Raw genomic sequence first — 19,529 nt, 5'->3', positions numbered from 1 at the left:
TTTATTTGAGGAAACTTGACCCTCGTCAAGTTCTGTCTGGGGGTGTTTGGCTATAATTAAGTGACACAAATTGAGAAAGAGGGAATTATGTATGGCTAATTTAACGTTTAATGAGGCAAAGGCGCAAAATTTTGAGAAGTTGGCGCTGTTCACGCCGGTTGTGTTGCGGGTGCACGGGAAAAATCATCCGGAGTTTGCGGAGGTGAAGGCTTTGTGGGATCAAATTGCTGATAAAACGGAGGCGGCTGGTGACGCGACGCCCGACTTGGATGCGGAATTTACGCAGCTGCGCGCGGTGACGTCGGACTACACAGTGCCTGGGGATGTGTGCGAGAGTTATGAAGCGGTTTACAATATGCTGGAAGTTGTCGATGCAGCCTATCAAGGGTAAAACCTTTTTAATAAATATCACTGCTGGTCAGAATTTTTCTGACCGCTTTTTTTATTTCTTGATGGGGGTCAATTTAAGTGGGCAGCTTTGGCGTTACAATGGGTTTAGCAGTCAGGGCTAGCGCGGTTAGTCAAAAGTTAGAAAAACTTGACGGGGATCAACGTTAAAGATGGCGGCAGGTTCTATACTATAACTAAGCTAAAAACAAATGATACGAGGAGGAAGTAGGATGCAAAAATATATTTTAAGTAAGAAAAATCAGATTACCTTAATTAGTGGGATTTTGATTGTCATTGCATTTATCGCGGAGTTGGGATTTCATAATGAGGTAATAGCTAAATGGGCGTTGATTATTGCGTCGATTTTAGGGGTGGCGCCGATTGCGATTCAGGCATGGGGTGCGTTGAAGGTTAAGGTGGTTAGTATTGATGTGCTGGTGACAATTGCAGTGATTGGGGCTTTCTTTATTCAAAATTATGAAGAGTCGGCGATTGTAACCTTTCTGTTCTTGTTTGGGGGTTGGTTAGAAGCGCGGACGTTAAACAAGACGCGTTCAGCCATTAAAGAGTTGACAGAGATGGCGCCCGAAGTGGCTTTGAAGCAGATGGATGACGGCGCGTTTGAAGAGGTTGATATTTGGGACGTTGACGAGGGCGATGTGCTGTTAGTGAAGACGGGGGCGAAGGTGCCGGTTGATGGGACGGTGCTTTCGGGTGAAGGTCATATCAACGAAGCATCGATTACGGGTGAAGCGGTGCCGGTTGGTAAATCGAAGGATTCTGAGGTTTATGCTGGGACCATTTTAGAAAATGGAACGATTCAAATTGTGACCGATCGTGTTGGGGAAGATACGACGTTTGGTAAGATTATTGAGTTAGTTGAAGAGGCGCAGGATTCTAAGTCTGAAGCAGAGCGATTTATTGATCGGTTTTCACAGTGGTATACGCCGGCGGTCTTGATTTTAGCGATTGTGGTGTGGATTGTCTCACGCGATATTGAGTTAGCGATTACGATTTTGGTGCTTGGTTGTCCGGGTGCGTTGGTCATTGGTGTGCCGGTGTCGAATGTGGCTGGGATTGGAAATGGCGCGCGTCATGGTGTCTTGTTAAAAGGTAGTGAAGTTATCGGGGATTTCAGCAAAGTGGATTCCATTGTTTTTGATAAAACGGGAACTTTGACGGTGGGAAATCCAGAAGTGGCTGAGTCGAAGGTGTATGGTGAGTCTGATTTGGCCTTGAGTTATTTAGCGAGTGTAGAAAAAGAGTCGGATCATCCTTTGGCAAAAGCGGTGGTGTCTTATTTAGATGATGTTGAGTTGTTTGCGGTTGAGTCGACGGATGTGGTTAAAGGTGGCGGGATTGTGGCCGAGGTTGACGGGCATCGTGTCGCTGTTGGGAATGAAAGCTTGATGAAGCAAGAAGGTATTTATTTGGATGAGGAAGCGCAGCGTGATATTGAAGCGTTTGAGCGTCGCGGGAATTCATTGGTCTTGACGGCTGTGGATGGCGAGTTGAAGGCTTTGATAGGCGTGCGAGACCAAGTGCGTAAAGGGATTAAAGAAGATTTGCAGAAATTAAAGGATCTTGGGGTTAAGAATCTGATTGTGTTGTCGGGGGATAACCAAGGGACGGTTGATTTGGTGGCTGGTGAGTTAGGTTTAACGGAAGCCCATGGAAATATGTTGCCGGAAGATAAGTCGGCTTATATTGAGAAGTTGCAAAGTGAAGGTCAAATTGTAGCGTTTGTGGGTGATGGTGTGAATGATAGTCCTTCGTTGGCGCGGGCTGACATTGGCATTGCGATGGGTAGCGGGACGGATGTGGCGATTGAGACGTCGGATATTGTTTTGATGAATTCGGATTTCAGTCGTTTACCACACGCTTTGGGTCTGGCTCAGGCGACGTCGCGGAATATGAAGCAAAACATTGTGATTGCTGTCGGCGTGGTGCTGGTGTTATTGGCGAGTGTGTTCTTTAGTGATTGGATGAATATGTCGATTGGGATGTTGGTGCATGAGGCAAGTATCTTAGTGGTTATCTTGAACGGAATGCGCTTGTTGCGGTTCCGTTTGAAGGGCGATGATGGTAGTAAGACGTTGGTGGCGGCCAAGGGTAAGCAGGAGTAAGCAGGAAGTGAGCGAACGTTAAATAAAGCTAATCGGTCACCAAATACCTAATTTCATGACCGAATAGCCTAATTTATAGTTTATTTAATGGTCACACATTTCCCGCTTAGGTTCACGCTCACAAGAAGCGACATTTCCTGCGTGCGCCTGGGCTCGCGCTCACAACAACTGCCCGAATATGTGTGCGCTGGTGCAGCGTAAGTGAGAAATGACGGTTCTTCACTTCCCACTTACGCCAAGGAGAGCGAGTGAGAGGGTTGGTGGCGAGGGGGAGTGTATCTCCTCGCCACCTTTTGGATTTGCTGGCGAGAGAGGCTAGTTCCCTCGCCGGCTTTTTAAGAATTGTGGTTTGAGGGGGTGACGGCGCTGAGTTTTTTATGGGATGTGAGTGATTAGCGTTGGTTAATTTGATTGTTGTAGTCATAGATAGTAAGTGGCTTTATTGCTATAAGGGGTGGATTCATATAGCAATCAGCGTATGCGGGAAGTGAAAGAGCGGTTGTTTGCGAGATATCCTTGCGATAAAAATCGGATGCTTTTCGATGAATCATCGGGACACTGCTAACAGAGTAATGACCCGATACATTTGCCTAATAATTATTATGATTTTCTTCCATAAGTGGGCTAACTGCGCGAATTTAGTTGGCGCTACTTTCTCGGAGGGCGAATGATTATCGCTAGTTGAAAGTGAAATGGCGAGGCCCCATCCCCGTCAAACGGCGACTCATTTGGCGTTCACACGTGATTCCACCGCCAAACGGCGACTCATTTGGCGTTCGCTCGTGTTCCCACCGCCAAACAGCGACTCATTTGGCGTTCACACGTGATTCCACCGCCAAACGGCGACTCATTTGGCGTTCACCCAGGTGGCGGAAGAACATAAGCTTCGCCACCGTAAGAGAGAAGTGATAGGCTGTCTTTCAATGCTCATCTGAGTTATTGACACATGGAAATATCTGAGTGACAATAACGTTTTCTCATTTACCACTTACTTTTTTATCCAGATTTTGGAACGAATCAGGTTATTCTGTCTTTTGCTACTTGAGCAGATGACAGATTAAGGCTATTCTGTCTTTTGCTACTTGAGCAGATGACAGATTAGCTTTATTCAGTCACGAACTCAGTTATTTGATGACTGATTAGCTTTACTTAACGCCCGCTCACTTCCGGCTTACCGTCACCTATCTAAATTAGATGGCGATGTGCACGCTCCTCCTCGCCACCTATCTAATTAGCTGGCGATGTGTGCCCTCCTCCTCGCCACCTATCTAATTTGATGGCGATGCACACTTACCTCCTCGCCACCTACTTTAAAAACCCGGAAAAAACGTTCAAAACTTGATCGTAATCAAGTTAAATCCCCGCCATCCAAGGTATACTATAACCATAGAGAATGAGAAAAGGAGAATGTCTGATGCAAAAAGCCATGATTCAATTAGAAACGTTGACATGTCCCTCTTGTATTCAAAAAATTGAAGGGGCTGTTCGCCAATTAGATGGCATTAACAAAGACAGCTTGAAAGTGTTATTTAATGCGAGTCGCGTGAGAGTGGAATATGATCCGAGCGTGATTTCAATTGAAGAAATTGAAGAAGCCATCCAAAATTTAGGTTACTCCGTGGTTAATTCGCGCGTAAAAGTGGCATAGATATTTATTTAAAAACTTGACAGGGGTCAAGTTATTCAAAGCCTTAGGGGTTTATAATAGACATATAAAGATTAGAAAAGGGGAATGTATGATGCAATCAGCCAATATCCAATTAGAAACGTTAACGTGTCCCTCTTGTTTACAAAAAATTGAGGGGGCTGTCAGTGGCTTGAAGGGGATCGACAAGGACAGCTTGAAGGTTTTGTTCAATGCGAGCAAAGTAAAAGTTGACTTTGATGGCGATGTGATTTCCATCGAGGAAATTGAAAAAGCGATTGAAGATTTAGGTTATCGTGTGATTAAGTCGCGTGTGAAAGCGGCGTAATAACGTAGGACATAAAAAAAGCGGAGTGGTAGGTTAGAAAACCTACGCTCCGCTTTTTCAATGCATGCTCTGCAACTCTATTGATTCGTCACCCAAGATTCCGCCGAGTAAACGCCAGCGATTTCTTCCACTGCATCGGCCATATACAAACCGCTTGTTTCCGCATCATAGGCATAAAGCAATGCGTCGTTAATCAACACCGCGTATTCGACCACGACATCGTCACCGACTTCAACGGCGTCAGCTGGCAATGCTTCAACGGTCGTTCCTTGGGGAAAACTGGTGTTCGTCCCCAGGTTCATCGCCAAGACGGTTTGCACAAAATCATTGGCTGAATCAAAGGCCATTTTAAAGTCATTGTGCTCAACTAAATCATTATCGAAGCTATATTGCAACATTTCATACACACGGTCGGCAACTAAAAACGCATCGGCATCGGCAGAATCCCCCTCGACTAACGCAAAGCGGGCGACAATTGCGTCCTCATCTTCTAAACCTATTAAGTGATTCACATCCACGGCCACCACATCATCTGCTAGGTAGACGCCGACACCTTGGTAAACACGCGCATTCGTGTAGGTTTCGCGTAAGTCGTAAGCCAAAGACATATAGGGATACAAGCGGTCAGCTTCCCCCTGTTCATCCAACAATACAACAGGCGAATTGGTACGCCCAATCAAGCCGGTTCCCAGACCGCCCTCCCCTTCACGCAAAGCCCCGGTCATCACCACTAAGTCTTGATACACGGCTTCACGTTCGTGTACTTGACCGTCGGCATCCGCATAAAAGCGTACACCCGTCGCTTCTGGATCATTCACAAAATAATAGGCCAAGTTGAACAAACCATCTTCACTTATATCCATGATGATTTTCACATCCGCATTCAACGGCTCTACCCGCGCCTCCGCCGTATACAAACCAACATAATCCGCTGTCGCCTCAGGGGCCACATAGACACTGTCGTCCGGATTCAAAATCTGTGCGGGGATAAAGTTGGCATAGTTCGTGCCGTGAGCATGATGGTCATCGGCTTCAAAGGAATCCGTCGTTTCATGTTCATGTTCGTGGTCGCTATGATCATCCGCCTCAGAAGCAGCGATATTTATTGGGGTGATTAAAAAGAAACTGAGTAACAATAAAAGTGTTTTTTTCATGGGACCTCCTAGTTCGGTTGAATGCCGGAAAATTGGTAAACGACGCCATCTTGGTCTTGCAAAGTACCCTCGACCTCTTCCAAAATAAATATCACTTCGTCAAAGAGTTGAATCTGCCAGGCATCGGCGGTTTGCGAAACGATTGGGCTCGCAATGGTAAAATAATCATAACCATTTTTTTCCGTATAATAAATACCCGGAATGCGATTGTTGATCAAATCTTGCACGTCGTTTTGGGACATTTCGGGGGTAATCTTGGCCGTGATTTCTTCATAAATCGCCTGCAAATCATAAGGCAAATCGCCACTTTCCATGTACACCTGACGCAAACTTTCCGTATAGCTCATTAGGTCCGGATGGGGAAAATCATGAAATTCAACCAAATGATGCACGCGGTCGTGGCCTTCCAGGCTTGTGTCGTCATTCACATAAATAATCAGCTGGTTTTCCTTAAATAACAGCCCTTCAATCGCATAGTCGTCCGGCCCCATAAAGTAGCCTTCAAACGGCAGACGGTCAATCGATTGCCGCTCTGTTTGCGCTTGAGTGCCGACGGGAGTGCTAAAGACACTGAAAACCATCATCAAACAAATAAATATCGCTTTTTTCATCACATGCTCCTAATTAAATTGAAAAAAGGCAGCGTTAAGGGACTAACGCTGCACTTAAGGGGTCTTGATTTTCGATCGCTTGGGTAGTGATTACTCAGCGCTTTCTTCTTCGGTAGTTTCTTCAGTGGCTTCTTCGGTGGTTGCTTCCTCTTCTGTAGTAGCTTCCTCTTCAGTAGCAGCTTCTTCTTCAGTGGCTGCTTCTTCACCAGTGAATTTAGTTGTTACATCAATGACATCAGCAGCTGTGTCGCCACCTTCATATAAGCCCATTGCAGCTAAAAGTTTATAAGCGATGTCGATGTTTTCAAAGTTACCTTCAAACATTGCAGCCCCAGAACCAATCGCATAAACAGGAACACGTTCAGGTGAGTGGTCAACGGTTGTAAATGCAAGACCAGCTTTACGAGCTACTAAACGGGTAGCAGCGATTGAAATTGGTAAGTAAGAGAAGTAACCTTTAGCTTTATCAGCTTGACCCGCATTACGTTCTTCTTCGGGTAATTTAGATTGGTCAAACGCATAACGTAATTCTTCTAATTCATAAGGCGTTACTAACATTAAGTCCGTCGCTTCAGCTTCAACTTCACTGGCTTGCGCATGCGTTAAGACTTCTTCAGTCGCTTCAAAATCAAAGATGAATCCAAAGTTTTCTTCTAAAATAGGAGCGAAATCTTCAAATGTCATTTCTGGATTTGCTTCTAATTCGCTAGCAAAAATTGAATCAAATACTTCTTGTGAAACCACTTGATTGTCTAATAAATGGAAGTAGCTGTTATAACCTGTTTCAGAGTTACCAATTGTGAAACCGCCTGTTGGGTGGTCAGCCGTCACAACGATTAACGTTTCATCAGGATTTTCATAGTAGAAATTAACCGCTTCTTGGATCGCATTTTGGAAGTCAATCACTTCATAAACAGTTGCTGTAGCATCGTTAGCATGTTGTGACCAGTCAATTTTACCAGACTCAGTCATCATGAAGAAACCTTCTTCATTCGCACTTAACACTTCAATTCCTTTAGCAACCATTTCAGCTAAACTCGTATCGCCTTCTTCACGGTCAACCGCATATTTCATTGAAGAGCCATCAACTGATAAACCATCTTCAACTGGCGCATAAACTTTGCCTGATTCAGCAGTAATCGCATCAAATTCTTCTCTAGTTTCAGCAACCGTATAACCATTTGCTTCCATTAATTCATATAAGTCTGTTTGCGTGCCATCACCTGTACGTCCACCTAATGAACCACCAGCAAAGTAATCAAAGTTAGACAATGACATTTGTTCGCCGATTTCATAATAGTTGTTACGGTGTTCTACGTTAGAGTAGAAAGCAGCCGGCGTTGCATGGTTCAACGTAACCGTTGATAAGATACCTACTGATTTACCAGCTGTTTGAGCTTTTTCAGCCACAGATTCCGTTTGTTCAGTAAATCCTGGTGTTAAACCAATCACGTTAGAATCAATTTTAACTCCGTTACCAAATGCAGTTGCTGTTGCAGCTGAATCGGGCACATAGTGGTCAGCATCCGTTGGATTTTGTAAACCAATAACAGGGAATTGAGAAAAGTTTAAAGGTTGTGCTTGAGCAGTTCCCTTTCCAGCATCTCCATTATCTGGTCCTAAGTAGTATTCAGCAGCAGAAACAGGAATGTTACCCATACCATCACCAATGAACAAGAACACATATTTAGCTTGGTTTTCATTAACTAAACTTAAGTCTTCAGTTAATGCGCGACCTTCTTCCAAAGTAACAACCGGTAACTCAGCCCATTGACCTTCTTCTTGCACAGCTAATGCAACTGTAGGCGTAACTACTGATAACAAAGCTGAAGCACACAGTGATAGAATAAGTGATTTTTTCATTTACTCGATACTCCCCATCTTTATATTTATTATAATATGGTCTACATATTACAATAGTAATTCTAACAAAGGAGTTTTAATTTTATGTAAATTTCTAGGAATTTTTGTAAATTTTATGTAACGATTATGTAAATCCAAACCCTTTTATAATAAATATCGCTTATAACGTGATTGTTGTTACAATGCAGTAAATGGCAATCATTACGATTTAACAATAACTAAATATCATCACGATTAGGCTTTAAGTCTCTCGAGCGGACTTTAGTTACTGTAATAATATTGTCCCAATTAAATAGCGCTTAAAGTAATTATATTGCTTTATTAAGCTTGTTTATACTGGTCATGAGGTGTTGTGGTCGAGATCTGGTTTTGACATCATGGTTAGTTGCGAAGCTTGGACCCTGACCTGTGGGTGTCCAAGCAAGTTTTACAACACTTTTACTTCTGAGGCTTCAGAAGTTCAACTGTTTGCCCATCACTTTAACTTCTAAGGACTCAGAAGTTCAACTGTTTGCTTGTCACTTTAACTTCTAAGGCTTCAGAAGTACAAGTGTTTGCCAGTCACTTTAACTTCTAACACCTCAGAAGTTCAACCGTTTGCCCATCACTTTAACTTCTAACACTTCAGTAGTTCAAGTGTTTGCCAGTCACTTTAACTTCTAACACCTCAGAAGTTCAACTGTTTGCCTGTCACCTTAACTTATTAGCTTTTACACCCAACCTTGGCTGCCAAATAACTGGTATTTAGCTTAACGCCATCAAAAAAACACCTTACACCAACATAGCTGGTATAAGGTGATATTTATTTGAGGGTTAATCTTCTTCAGCTTCGTCTTTAATTGGACGATATTCGGCGTTCAAACCATTTTGAACACCGGGGCGAGCGTTGAGGCGTTCTGCCCATTCCATCAAGTGGGTGTAACTTGCTACATCAAGGAACTCGGCTGAGCCTTCATAGGATTCGCCTAAAACCAGCCGCCCATACCAGGACCAAATCGCAATGTCGGCAATCGTGTAGGTATCGCCAGCAATGTAAGGTCGCTTAGCCAAGGTTTGATCTAACAAGTCCAGTTGGCGTTTGGTTTCCATGGTAAAGCGATCAATGGGGTATTTCATTTTCTCAGGGGCAGAGCTAAAGAAGTGCCCAAAGCCACCGCCAACATAAGGGCCAGCGCCAATTTGCCAAAAGAGCCAGTTAAGCGTTTCTGTTCTACCGTGGATATCGGCTGGAATAAGTTGCCCAAACTTCTCTGCTAAATACAGCAAAATCGAGCCGGATTCAAAGATATTTATTTGAGGGGTTTGGCTCTTATCAACCATCGCAGGAATTTTTGAATTGGGATTAATCGCAACAAAGTCCGACCCAAACTGGTCGCCCGCGCCGATATTTATTTTGAAAAGATCATAATCGGCACCCTCAACCCCGAGGGCTTTCAACTCCTCCATCATTATCGCCACCTTGATGCCGTTGGGTGTCCCTAGCGAGTAAATCTGAAACGGCGCATCCCCCACCGGCAACGTTTGCTCCATGCGGCTGCCCGCCGTCGGCCGATTTCCGCTCAAATGATCATTTTCATCTTCCCATTGCCAAACATCCGGTAATTTGTATTCCGTCATCGTACCACTCCTTTAATAAATATCGCTGTTTCTAATATAACATTTACTTTAGCAAGAAGCGAAGATTTCCCCTTGTCATATAAGCAAAAAGAAGGTATACTAGTGATTACATGAATTGTTGGGGGTATAGCTCAGTTGGGAGAGTGCTTGCATGGCATGCAAGAGGTCACCGGTTCGAACCCGGTTATCTCCACTAAATTTTTAAATAAGCAGCTAAGAAGCTTGATTTAATCAACTTCTCAGCTGCTTTTTTTGATTTGAGGTGGGGAAGTTGCATGCAAAGATGTGCTAGTAGCCACTTCTTTGCGAATGCAATCATTTGAATTCACATTATGATAGCGCGAGCCTTCGAAATTTTGGGAAGGCACGCGGACAAAGAGCGCAGGACTTCGGAATCTTGGGAAGGCACGCGGTCGGAGAGCGCAGGACTTCGGAATCTTGGGAAGGCACGCGGCTAATAGGTAAGATGCGACAGCGCGCGTCAAATTCAGTCAATCTTGTCTTGCGCCCAAATAGCGCACGACAAATCCAACCAATCTTGTCTCGCGCTCAGTCAGCGCACGATAAATTCAGTCAATCTTGTCTCGCGCCCAGATAGCGCGCGACAAATTCAGACAATCTTGTCTGGCGCCCAAATAGCGCACGACAAATTCAAACAATCTTGTCTGGCGCTCAAAAAAAAAGCGCCTATCGATACCCACTTCCCGCTTACAAATTACCACCCAACCCACGCCACAACCAGCCAACTCTACAACTCACTAATCAACCTTCACATTTTCAATCGCGTACTCAACCTCGGCTTCAGTGTAGCCTTCGAAAATCAGTTGGTCATATAAATCATCGATGCTGTAATCCATGTAATCGACATAAATCTGCGCTTTTTTAAGGGCTGCTTCGGCTGCATTCATAGGGACTAACGCTTCGTCACCAGAGGTTGTATTTTGAATGGATTCCAAAAAGCTATCCGCGCTATTCAATGCATCGCTGGCATTGGCCAAAGCGGTGTCGACAGCGTTGGTGGCTGCAGCCTCATCGGTTCCTTCCAAGGCATCGGCTAACAAATCAACCAAAACCTCGCCATCTTTGATTTCCAAAAAGGTTTGATCCACATCTTTCCCATTAATCAATTGAAGGGTGTAGCCAGAGTCTGTGCCAAAGATTTCGGTGAAAAAGTCTTGTAAACCAATGAATTCATCCCGCAACGCTACGATGCCTTCAACCATGTCATCCGAAGCTTCGCCATCTAACACCGTCGTATATTCGACACTTACATCACCCGTTGCCACAAAACCATAAGTCTTTGTTATAGGATTGAAATTTAAATAAAACATGTCATACAACGTCTCATTGAGCATGACCAAGGCTGCCCCTTCCAAGTCGGACATCTCTTGGGCACTCACCGCCGAAACCGGTGATAAGACAAACAAACTCACTAACAACAACAACCATTTTTTCATTTACATACTCCTTTATAATAAATACCTCTGCATCAACAACGACCAACAAAGTTAGTGTAACAGAATCATTACCGGAATATGCAACCATAACCACTAAATGTATTAAAGTTGTTAACGATTAAATGACAATTCTTAGTTCTTTTCAGCCGTAAAAGGCACCAAAGCGTCGATATTTTCTCCTTGGCTAAAATAGTTAAAAAAACTATAACGGAAATATTTTTCAATTTGCGTGTACTCATTTTTTTTATGACTAATCAGGGCGATTTTCCATTTAACCGGGTCTTCGACATATACTTTCACTAAGTTGTCCATAACCCCTACGCGGTGAATGGTTTCGGGTAAAATCGTCACGATGTCAGAATTTTTAGCCGTTTCTAACAAGAAATCCCATGAGCCGACTTTATGCAAAATTTTGGGTTTCAAGCGGTACTGATTAAACTTAGCGATTAACAAATGGTGAATCATAAATTGATCATTTAATATCGATAACTTGTAGTCATTTAATTCATCCCATCGCACCGGCCGCCGTGACTTTGCTAAAGGATGCTGGTCGTTCACATACAAAACTAACTCTTCATCAAAAATTATATCTTCATTAAAGTAGGTGGTATTTATTTCATTAGGGGACATAATTAAACCAAAATCCAAGCGGCGATTGCGCAAATCGGTTTGAATTTCAAAGGAACTTTTTTCAGATAAAATGATATTAATATCGGGGTTAATGACCATCAAACGCGACAACGGCCGTGTCATTAAAATACTTAAAATGATTGGCGGCACACCAATCTTCACATTGCCCAAATCATACATGGCAATGTCATTTAACTCCCTTAACATGGTGTCGTGCTCCACCAAAATCGACATCGCGTGCGCATAAACGATGTCCCCCGAAGGCGTCAAGCCCACTAAACGCCCTCTTCGGCGCACAAACAGCTTATGCGTTTGTTCCGCTTCCAGCTTAGCCACTGCACGACTGAGCGCAGGTTGCGAAATATGGATCCGTTTCGCCGCTTCCGAAATATTATAATTTGCGTTGACAATTGTCACAAAATAATATAATTGGTTAATTTCCACAGTCTGTCCCCTCCTGTCCTAATCTACCTCTATCATACCCGCAAATGTAAGCAATTACAAAGGAAATTATGCGTATTCGGACACCTTTTCTTGTGAATTTTTTAAATAAATATCCACATCCAAACCCCTAAATCCATTAAACAATCTAACCTGCGCAACAACTTTTTTCACAAACAAAAAGCAAAAATAATCGATAGTAGTGCAAACCATACCTAACGGTTATACCTAATAAATATCCCTTTGACTGTAAGCGTTTGATATTATAGGATTTACTTATAGAAGTCACTCAAGTTACCTTTAGGAGAGGAGCAGCGATATTTAGTTAAAAGGGTTTTATAAAAAGGAGGAAAAAAATGAGTATGCACAAAGTGGAGATTCCCACGGAGATTTTTTATGGGGACGGCTGTTTGGCGAGTGTTGGTGAGCTGGCGAAGAAGTTTGGCGATAAGGTGTTAATTATTGGCGATGAGATGATGGGCAAGCTGGGGCATATTGATAAGGTGACGGAACTGTTGGAAGCCGAAGGCTTGACGGTGAGTCATTATTTGGGCGTGAATTCTGAGCCAAATGATGGACATGTTAGCGAAGGGCTGGCGATTCAAGAGGCCAACGAGGCCAATGTTTTGGTGGCGATTGGTGGGGGCAGTCCGATTGATACGGCTAAGGCGATTGCGGTGGTGGCAACCAATGGGGGTTATATTGGGGATTACCTGCAAAATAAGACGCCGATTACTCAAGCGCCGCTGCCTTTGATTGCGATTCCGACGACGGCGGGGACGGGGTCGGAAGTGACCAATGTGACGGTTATTACGAATACGCAAGCGCAAGTTAAGATGATGATTAAAAATTTAGCTTTTCTACCAAAAGCGGCGATTATTGATCCGAACATGACGATGACCTCACCGCAAAGTGTGACCGCTGCGACGGGGATGGATGCTTTGTGTCACGGGATTGAGTCGTATATTTCACGAATTAGTCACCCTTTGACCAAAACTTTTTCGATGGCAGCGATTGAATTGATTTTGAACAATATTCAAACGGCTTATGATCATGGCGATAATGTCGAAGCTCGGACAAACATGGCTTTAGGGGCTATGGAAGCCGGGATTGCTTTTTCAAATGCTTCAGTTACTTTGGTTCACGGTATGTCGCGTCCTGTCGGTGCCCTTTTCCATGTTCCGCATGGCATTTCAAATTCTATGTTATTACCAGCTGTTTTAGAGTTTACGCGTGATGAGATTGTGGATGAGTTAGCTGATATTGCTCGCTTGTTCTTGTCAACGGATGACGCTAAAGACCAATCCAATGATGCCTTGGCCGATGAGACGATTGCTTACATTAAGAAACTAAGTCAGAACTTGAATATTCCTAATCTGAAAGATTGGGGTATTGATGCCGCTGAATTTGAAGGGGCCTTAGATAAAATGGCAACAGATGCGATTGCTTCAGGTAGTCCTGGTTACAATCCGCGGATTCCATCGCATCAAGAAGTGGTTGAGTTGTACCGCACGTGTTATGACTATGATTTTTCGGTTTAGTTAGCAGGGATATTTATTTTGAAAAAAGAAGGAGTTTAATTAAATGACTGGAGTAAGAGTATTAAAAAATTATATCAACGGTGAGTGGGTTGACAGTCAAACAGACACATTCGAGGATGTAGTGAACCCGGCGACGGGCGAAGTGATTGCCAAAGTGCCTTTATCAACGCGGGCTGAGTTGGATGAGGCGGCGGCAGTGGCGGCTGAAGCGTTCAAAGTTTGGGGCAAGGAAAGTACGCCAAAACGCGGTCGCTTGTTGTTTAGATTGCAAAATGTTTTGTTAGAAAACACGGAAGAATTGGCGCGTTTAATCACCTTGGAAAATGGTAAATCGTTGGCGGATGCGCGCGGTGAAGTGCAACGGGGTATTGAAAACACCGAGCATGCGGCGTCCATCGTGAATTTATATATGGGCGACACGATTGCTAACGCGGCGTCGGACGTGGAAGTGTCCAACTATCGCTACCCGATTGGGGTGGTGGGTTGTATTACGCCCTTCAATTTCCCGATGATGGTGCCGTTCTGGATGTTCCCGATGGCGATTGCGGCGGGTAACACGGTGGTTATTAAGCCTTCTGAAAAAACGCCTTTATTAATGGAAAAGATTGTTGACTTAACCGAGCAAGCCGGCTTCCCTAAAGGCTTGTTGAACGTGGTTTATGGTGCGCATGATGTGGTGAATGGTATTTTACAAAATCCTTTAGTTAAGGCTGTGTCTTTCGTGGGTTCTGAACCAGTTGGCCGCTATGTTTACCAAGAAGGTACCAAACATATGAAACGCGTGCAAGCTTTGACCGGTGCCAAAAACCATACGATTGTTTTAAATGATGCCGACCTTGATGATGCGATGCCTAAGATTTTGGGTGGGGCTTTTGGTTCGGCTGGTCAACGTTGTATGGCTGCCGCTGTTTTAACCGTCGAAGATGGTATTTACGATGAGTTTATGGCACGCTTTGTTGAAGAAGCTAAGAACATCGTCATTGGTGACGGCATGGATGATTCCACTTTCTTAGGTCCCGTTATTCGTAAAGAAAATCAACAACGGACGTTCGATTATATCGAAAAAGGTATTGCTGCGGGTGCGACCGTCACCTTGGATGGCCGTGAAAATATCCCTGAAAATGGCTTCTTCGTAGGACCGACGATCCTTGAAAACGTGACCGTTGAGATGGATATTTGGAAAGATGAAATTTTCGCCCCGTTCGTTTCGGTTATTCGTGTGAAAGACTTGCGTGAGGCCGTCGATGTGGCGAATACCCATGAACTGGCGAATGGTGCGTGCTTGTTTAGCAATGATGCGCGCTCCATCCGTTACTTTAGAGAAAATATCGATGCCGGCATGTTGGGCATCAACCTGGGTGTTCCTGCCCCGATTGCTTGGTTCCCGTTCTCTGGTTGGAAAAATTCCTTCTATGGCGATTTACACACCAACGGCAAAGACGGCTTGAACTTCTACACCCACACCAAAGTGGTCACTGCACAATACAACACCAAATCCTTTTAAGTCTAATAAATATCGCTGCTAGTCCAGCTAACCCCCACCTTGTGGGGGTTTTTTTGGTTGGTCGGAGTGGGAGTGCGGAGGCGGCTTGCTGAGTTGGGATAGGTGACACGGTGTTTTCGGAAGCAGAATGCGTAGCGGTTGGGGATTCGCGTTATAGTATTTGGGGTTTACTATAATGTGTTAACAGCATACTATCAAAATGGGGAAGTATCCGTACTTCTTAGGGCTTTGGCTTTCTCTTTTCTGGGGATATTTATTTTAATTGTATTCTCATAAAACTTGGTGTAAAGTTGGGTATGTGTTTAATTTTTAGTTGAATAGAAGAGGTTGATTATGAGATATCCATTGTTAGACATTGATTTGAAGAAGTTATATGAAAATGCGGCATTGATTTCGGGTTTGTGCGCGGAGCATGGGATTCAAGTTGCCGGTGTGATTAAAGGTTTTGGTGGCTTGATTGAGTGTTCGCGGGAGTTTGTTAAGGGTGGGTGTTCGCAATTAGCGAGTTCGCGGATTGAGCAATTGAAAAGAATATCTCAGAGTGATATTGAAGTGCCTACTTTATTGCTTAGAAGTCCGATGATGAGTGAAATTGAAGATACCGTCGCATTTTCGGATATGTGCTTGATTACTGAGAAAGCTACTCTACTAGCTTTGGAGAAAGAGGCACGGAAACGTCAAAAGGTGTATAAGGTAATTTTGATGTATGATGTCGGGGATTTGCGGGAAGGAATTTTCGATCAGCGCGAGTTTGTTGAAGCAGCGGTATTTATTGAAAAGGAATTGGATTGGGTGGTGCTTGAGGGCGTTGGATCCAATTTTACCTGTTATGGTTCGGTGGTGCCGACGGTGGCGAATTTGACGGTGCTGTGCGCGTTGGCCGAGGAAATCGAAGGGCTGATTGGGCGCGAGTTGGCGCTGATTTCGGGCGGTGCGACGACGACTTTGCCCTTGGTGGTTGATGGGACGATTCCTAAGCGTGTCAATCATTTGCGGGTCGGCGAAGCGATTTCGACGGGTTATGATTTGCGCGAGAATTATGATTGCGTGCTTAAGGGACAGCATGATGACGTGTTTACGATTACGGCGCAAATTATTGAAGTGAATGCGAAGCCGACTTTTCCGATTGGTCGGCGGGTGAAGAATTCTTTTAGTGAAACAGTTGAGTATGTGGACCGGGGTGTTCGTCGGAGGGCGTTGATTGCTTTAGGGCATCAGGATATTGGTGACAGTAAGCAGCTGATTCCGCTGGACCCGGCGATGGAAGTGTATGGGGACAGTAGTGACCACACGATTTTGGATATTCAAGCGAGTGACCGGGATTACCAGGTGGGGGATTTGGTTACTTTTAAGATGCAGTATCAGGCGATTTTGTATGCCTCGACGTCGGAGTATGTTAGGAAGAGGTTTGTTTAGGGGATGGTGGTAGATGAGTTGCAAAGGGATGGTGGTCTCGTTATCGACACCATCATCGTAAGTGGGAAGTATAGGAACGGGTTGATTTCGGATGCAACATCGTGTTTAACAAAGTTTTCTTTATTAGGTGGCGAAGCCCATTTACCCCCTCGCCACCAATCAAAATTATAATTAGATGATGATGAACCAATCTTAGGCTGACGGTCACTCGCTTGTCATATTGGCTGACTAAGTGGAACAAACTCACACAGAATATTCCACTTTACATAAGCAGGAAATGACGGACCGTCAGCCTAAGATTGATTGCTAAATGAGGATTAAAGCTATTCTGTCCTTTTTTCTACTCATTTTGGACAGAATAACTCTATTCTGTCCTTTTTTTACTCATTTTTGGACAGAATAGCTCTATTCTGTCCTTTTTCTACTCATTTTTGGACAGAATAACCAAACCTATCGATTTTTAGTCATTGGGGAAAATTTGAATGACAGTGGGCGGGTTGATTGTCATGAGAAATAATCTGGATGTAAGTGGGAAGTAAGTGCCCACCAGTCTATAATAGTCCAACTATAGAAGAAATTCACAATAATTATTAGGTAAATGCTGATTCGGGTCATTGCTCTCTTAGCAGTGTCCAGACAAAGCATTTTAAACTAGTGATTCCTACAAACATATCAAATAGTGATGATTCATCGAAGAAAATCACTTAGCCTCCCTATCCGATTGCGCCCCATCCAACACTCCCAACAAAGCTCCTCTTTCAAACCAAACAGCCCTAAAATCCTGCGAACAACAGGAATTTAGGGCTGTTTGGTGTCTTTACTTAATATTTACAATTGGAATTCACCCTTTACGTGATTTTTACTTGAGATTTACTTTAAATTAACAGAGCATGTGTATACTTGCCTTGTTGGTCAAACTGTTGTCTTGGGTTTGTCCTTTACCAGAGATATTTATTATAGGAAGGAGACTTTATGGCAGCACAAGTACGCGCGAAAAAGAAGTTCTTAATTGAGCCTTATCTATATTTGGTGCCAGCGGCAATTATTTTGTTGGTATTTACTTATTGGCCTTTCATTCGGACGATTTACCGGAGTTTTTTCGTCACGGATAATCGGGGCGTTGAGAAAGTTTATTATGGGGTTAAGAATTACACGGATCTGTTCACTTCGAGTTCGTTTCAGAATAGTATTTGGGTAACGATACAGTTTGTGATTGTGGTTTTAATTGTCGGCATGTCGATTGGCTTTGTGACGGCTTTGCTTACCAGTCGGGCCTTTCCGGGTTGGCAGATGTTTTCAACGGTTTATGCGATGCCGATGGCGATTGCGTCGAGTGGGATTGCGATGGTCTTTAAAATTATGTTGAATCAGCAGACGGGTGCCCTTAATCAAATTTTGGGAACGAATATCAATTGGCTGGTTGATCCGAAATACGCCTTGGTTTCATTGGCATTTATTACGGGTTGGCTCAATAGTGGGTTGAACTTTTTGTACTTTAGTGCGGCGCTCGCCAATGTTGATGATAGTTTGTATGAAAGTGCCTCGGTCGACGGGGCGAATAATTGGAATAAATTTCTCTACGTCACCTTGCCTTCTATCCAAAATATCACTTTTTATGTTTTTGTCATCAATATCATTGGGGCTTTCCAATCGTTTGCGCAGATTCGTATTTTGACATCTGGGGGGCCAGGCGAATCGACGAACGTGATTGTTCATGATATTTACCGAAATGCTTTCCAAAACTTCCGTTATGGTTTGGCATCGGCGGAATCGATTATTTTATTTGTTATTATCGCTATTTTAACGGCGATTATGTTCTATATTCAAAATAGGAGGTCTAAATCATGAATCAAGAAATTCCTATAACGCCTGATGAAATGATTATTCCTCAAGCAATGATTGATGAGCAAGAGAAACTCAGAAAACGCGCCTTGCTCAAAGAACGATTGTCAAAAGCGGGCTTGTTGATTATCAATACTTTATTAGCCTTGGTCACCCTCTTCCCTTTAATTTATGCGGTAACCATGTCTTTAAAAACGCCGGGAGAAATATATAATACGGAATTTAAATTACTCCCGGAAACACCCCAGTTTTCTAATTATGCGGATGCGTTTAGAACGGCACCCTTGGGGCGTTATATTTGGAACTCCTTTGTTGTCGCCACATCGATTACGATTGGACAATTAATTTCAGGGTCGTTAGCGGCCTTTTCATTCGAATTTTTAGAATCACGCTTTAAAGAAGTTTTGTTTGCGCTTGTGTTAGCGACCATGATGGTACCGGGTGAGGCAACGATTGTATCTAATTACTTACAGGTGGCGCAATGGGGTTGGTTAGATACGTACCATGTCTTAATTATTCCTTATTTAACATCTGCTTCAACCATTTTCTTATTTAGACAATTTTATAAAAATTTTCCTTTTACCTTATATGAAGCGGCAAAAATGGATGGTTGTAGTAACCTGCGATTCATTTTTACCATTCTCTTACCATTATCCAAACCAGCTTTGGGGGCTACCGCCGTTAATGCCTTCATCAATTCATGGAACATGTATATGTGGCCATTGATGGTCTCTGGTTCAGATAATTATCGGACGGTTCAAATCGGGGTTTCAATGATGCAAAGTGTGGATAGTCAGTCAATTGTCATGATGTTTGCCGGGGTTGTCTTTTGTCTATTGCCTTCACTACTGATTTTCTTAATCGGTCGTAAAACACTTGTTAAAGGACTTTTTTCTGGTTCAGTCAAAGGTTAGTCGTTATTTATTCAAATAAATAAATCAATTAATAAGGAGCAATAAGAAAT

General features: G+C 43.5%; 15 protein-coding genes and 1 tRNA gene. 10 read left to right on the top strand and 6 right to left on the bottom strand.

Translation table 11 applies throughout. The annotated features are described in order from the left end of the window. Positions 1-91: 91 nt before the first annotated feature. The 4 genes from NRE15_RS11380 to NRE15_RS11365 all read left to right on the top strand — a co-directional run bounded on the left by NRE15_RS11380 (position 92) and on the right by NRE15_RS11365 (position 4,489). Positions 92-391, top strand: a complete 300-nt coding sequence (locus NRE15_RS11380) for an iron-sulfur cluster repair di-iron protein, ric (protein ID WP_313793000.1) — start codon at positions 92-94, stop codon at positions 389-391. A gap of 229 nt (positions 392-620) precedes the next feature. Then, positions 621-2,516, top strand: coding sequence for a heavy metal translocating P-type ATPase (locus NRE15_RS11375; protein ID WP_313792999.1), 1,896 nt, complete (start codon positions 621-623; stop codon positions 2,514-2,516). Positions 2,517-3,930: 1,414 nt separating this feature from the next. Beyond that, a complete protein-coding gene (locus NRE15_RS11370; protein ID WP_313792998.1) occupies positions 3,931-4,164 on the top strand; it encodes a heavy-metal-associated domain-containing protein in 234 nt (77 codons plus the stop codon). Positions 4,165-4,255: 91 nt separating this feature from the next. After that, on the top strand, positions 4,256-4,489 hold the full coding sequence (locus tag NRE15_RS11365) for a heavy-metal-associated domain-containing protein (RefSeq protein ID WP_313792997.1): 234 nt from the start codon (positions 4,256-4,258) through the stop codon (positions 4,487-4,489). 77 nt (positions 4,490-4,566) lie between these two features. Here NRE15_RS11365 and NRE15_RS11360 read toward each other — a convergent pair whose 3' ends face one another. The 4 genes from NRE15_RS11360 to yghU form a co-directional block, all read right to left on the bottom strand. Continuing rightward, entirely contained in the window at positions 4,567-5,643 is a 1,077-nt protein-coding gene (locus tag NRE15_RS11360; protein WP_313792996.1) for a hypothetical protein, read from the bottom strand. A gap of 8 nt (positions 5,644-5,651) precedes the next feature. Then, entirely contained in the window at positions 5,652-6,254 is a 603-nt protein-coding gene (locus NRE15_RS11355; protein ID WP_313792995.1) for a hypothetical protein, read from the bottom strand. Between the two features lie 90 nt (positions 6,255-6,344). After that, the gene (locus NRE15_RS11350; RefSeq protein WP_313792994.1) at positions 6,345-8,117 is read right to left on the bottom strand and encodes an alkaline phosphatase; all 1,773 of its coding nucleotides are present in this window, start codon (positions 8,115-8,117) and stop codon (positions 6,345-6,347) included. Positions 8,118-8,930: 813 nt separating this feature from the next. Further along, positions 8,931-9,734 carry a glutathione-dependent disulfide-bond oxidoreductase gene (yghU, locus tag NRE15_RS11345; RefSeq protein ID WP_313792993.1) on the bottom strand — a complete coding sequence of 268 codons (804 nt, stop codon included), beginning with the start codon at positions 9,732-9,734 and terminating at the stop codon, positions 8,931-8,933. A gap of 120 nt (positions 9,735-9,854) precedes the next feature. Here yghU and NRE15_RS11340 point away from each other — a divergent pair. Then, positions 9,855-9,927: transfer RNA gene (locus NRE15_RS11340), tRNA-Ala, on the top strand. Between the two features lie 565 nt (positions 9,928-10,492). Here the strand turns inward: NRE15_RS11340 and NRE15_RS11335 are convergent. Both NRE15_RS11335 and NRE15_RS11330 read right to left on the bottom strand, forming a co-directional pair. Further along, positions 10,493-11,191, bottom strand: a complete 699-nt coding sequence (locus tag NRE15_RS11335) for an Ltp family lipoprotein (RefSeq protein WP_313792992.1) — start codon at positions 11,189-11,191, stop codon at positions 10,493-10,495. Positions 11,192-11,323: 132 nt separating this feature from the next. After that, positions 11,324-12,265 (bottom strand): LysR family transcriptional regulator, encoded by a 942-nt coding sequence (locus tag NRE15_RS11330; RefSeq protein ID WP_313792991.1) that lies wholly within the window; start codon positions 12,263-12,265, stop codon positions 11,324-11,326. Positions 12,266-12,618: 353 nt separating this feature from the next. Between NRE15_RS11330 and NRE15_RS11325 the strand changes: the two genes are divergently transcribed. From NRE15_RS11325 to NRE15_RS11305, 5 genes are all read left to right on the top strand, one after another. Continuing rightward, on the top strand, positions 12,619-13,803 hold the full coding sequence (locus tag NRE15_RS11325) for an iron-containing alcohol dehydrogenase (RefSeq protein WP_313792990.1): 1,185 nt from the start codon (positions 12,619-12,621) through the stop codon (positions 13,801-13,803). A 43-nt stretch (positions 13,804-13,846) separates the two neighbouring features. Further along, positions 13,847-15,307 (top strand): CoA-acylating methylmalonate-semialdehyde dehydrogenase, encoded by a 1,461-nt coding sequence (locus NRE15_RS11320; RefSeq protein ID WP_313792989.1) that lies wholly within the window; start codon positions 13,847-13,849, stop codon positions 15,305-15,307. A gap of 333 nt (positions 15,308-15,640) precedes the next feature. Beyond that, a complete protein-coding gene (locus NRE15_RS11315) occupies positions 15,641-16,723 on the top strand; it encodes an alanine racemase (RefSeq protein WP_313792988.1) in 1,083 nt (360 codons plus the stop codon). 972 nt (positions 16,724-17,695) lie between these two features. Next, complete coding sequence (locus NRE15_RS11310; protein WP_313792987.1) at positions 17,696-18,571, top strand: carbohydrate ABC transporter permease; 876 nt, start codon at positions 17,696-17,698, stop codon at positions 18,569-18,571. After that, complete coding sequence (locus tag NRE15_RS11305) at positions 18,568-19,479, top strand: carbohydrate ABC transporter permease (protein ID WP_313792986.1); 912 nt, start codon at positions 18,568-18,570, stop codon at positions 19,477-19,479. Before NRE15_RS11310 ends, NRE15_RS11305 begins: the two co-directional genes overlap by 4 nt. Positions 19,480-19,529 lie beyond the last annotated feature (50 nt).

This window comes from Fundicoccus culcitae (genome assembly GCF_024661895.1).
Classification (GTDB): Bacteria; Bacillota; Bacilli; order Lactobacillales; family Aerococcaceae; genus Fundicoccus_A; species Fundicoccus_A culcitae.
Note: the sequence above shows the minus strand (reverse complement) of the source record. Positions and strands in the feature narration are given on the sequence as shown.

Bases quoted from the DNA above. Each gene is read 5' to 3' on its own strand.
- NRE15_RS11380 (WP_313793000.1), top strand. From the start codon at position 92: ATGGCTAATTTAACGTTTAATGAGGCAAAGGCGCAAAATTTTGAGAAG.
- NRE15_RS11375 (WP_313792999.1), top strand. From the start codon at position 621: ATGCAAAAATATATTTTAAGTAAGAAAAATCAGATTACCTTAATTAGT.
- NRE15_RS11370 (WP_313792998.1), top strand. From the start codon at position 3,931: ATGCAAAAAGCCATGATTCAATTAGAAACGTTGACATGTCCCTCTTGT.
- NRE15_RS11365 (WP_313792997.1), top strand. From the start codon at position 4,256: ATGCAATCAGCCAATATCCAATTAGAAACGTTAACGTGTCCCTCTTGT.
- NRE15_RS11360 (WP_313792996.1), bottom strand. From the start codon at position 5,643: ATGAAAAAAACACTTTTATTGTTACTCAGTTTCTTTTTAATCACCCCA.
- NRE15_RS11355 (WP_313792995.1), bottom strand. From the start codon at position 6,254: ATGAAAAAAGCGATATTTATTTGTTTGATGATGGTTTTCAGTGTCTTT.
- NRE15_RS11350 (WP_313792994.1), bottom strand. From the start codon at position 8,117: ATGAAAAAATCACTTATTCTATCACTGTGTGCTTCAGCTTTGTTATCA.
- yghU (WP_313792993.1), bottom strand. From the start codon at position 9,734: ATGACGGAATACAAATTACCGGATGTTTGGCAATGGGAAGATGAAAAT.
- NRE15_RS11335 (WP_313792992.1), bottom strand. From the start codon at position 11,191: ATGAAAAAATGGTTGTTGTTGTTAGTGAGTTTGTTTGTCTTATCACCG.
- NRE15_RS11325 (WP_313792990.1), top strand. From the start codon at position 12,619: ATGAGTATGCACAAAGTGGAGATTCCCACGGAGATTTTTTATGGGGAC.
- NRE15_RS11320 (WP_313792989.1), top strand. From the start codon at position 13,847: ATGACTGGAGTAAGAGTATTAAAAAATTATATCAACGGTGAGTGGGTT.
- NRE15_RS11315 (WP_313792988.1), top strand. From the start codon at position 15,641: ATGAGATATCCATTGTTAGACATTGATTTGAAGAAGTTATATGAAAAT.
- NRE15_RS11310 (WP_313792987.1), top strand. From the start codon at position 17,696: ATGGCAGCACAAGTACGCGCGAAAAAGAAGTTCTTAATTGAGCCTTAT.
- NRE15_RS11305 (WP_313792986.1), top strand. From the start codon at position 18,568: ATGAATCAAGAAATTCCTATAACGCCTGATGAAATGATTATTCCTCAA.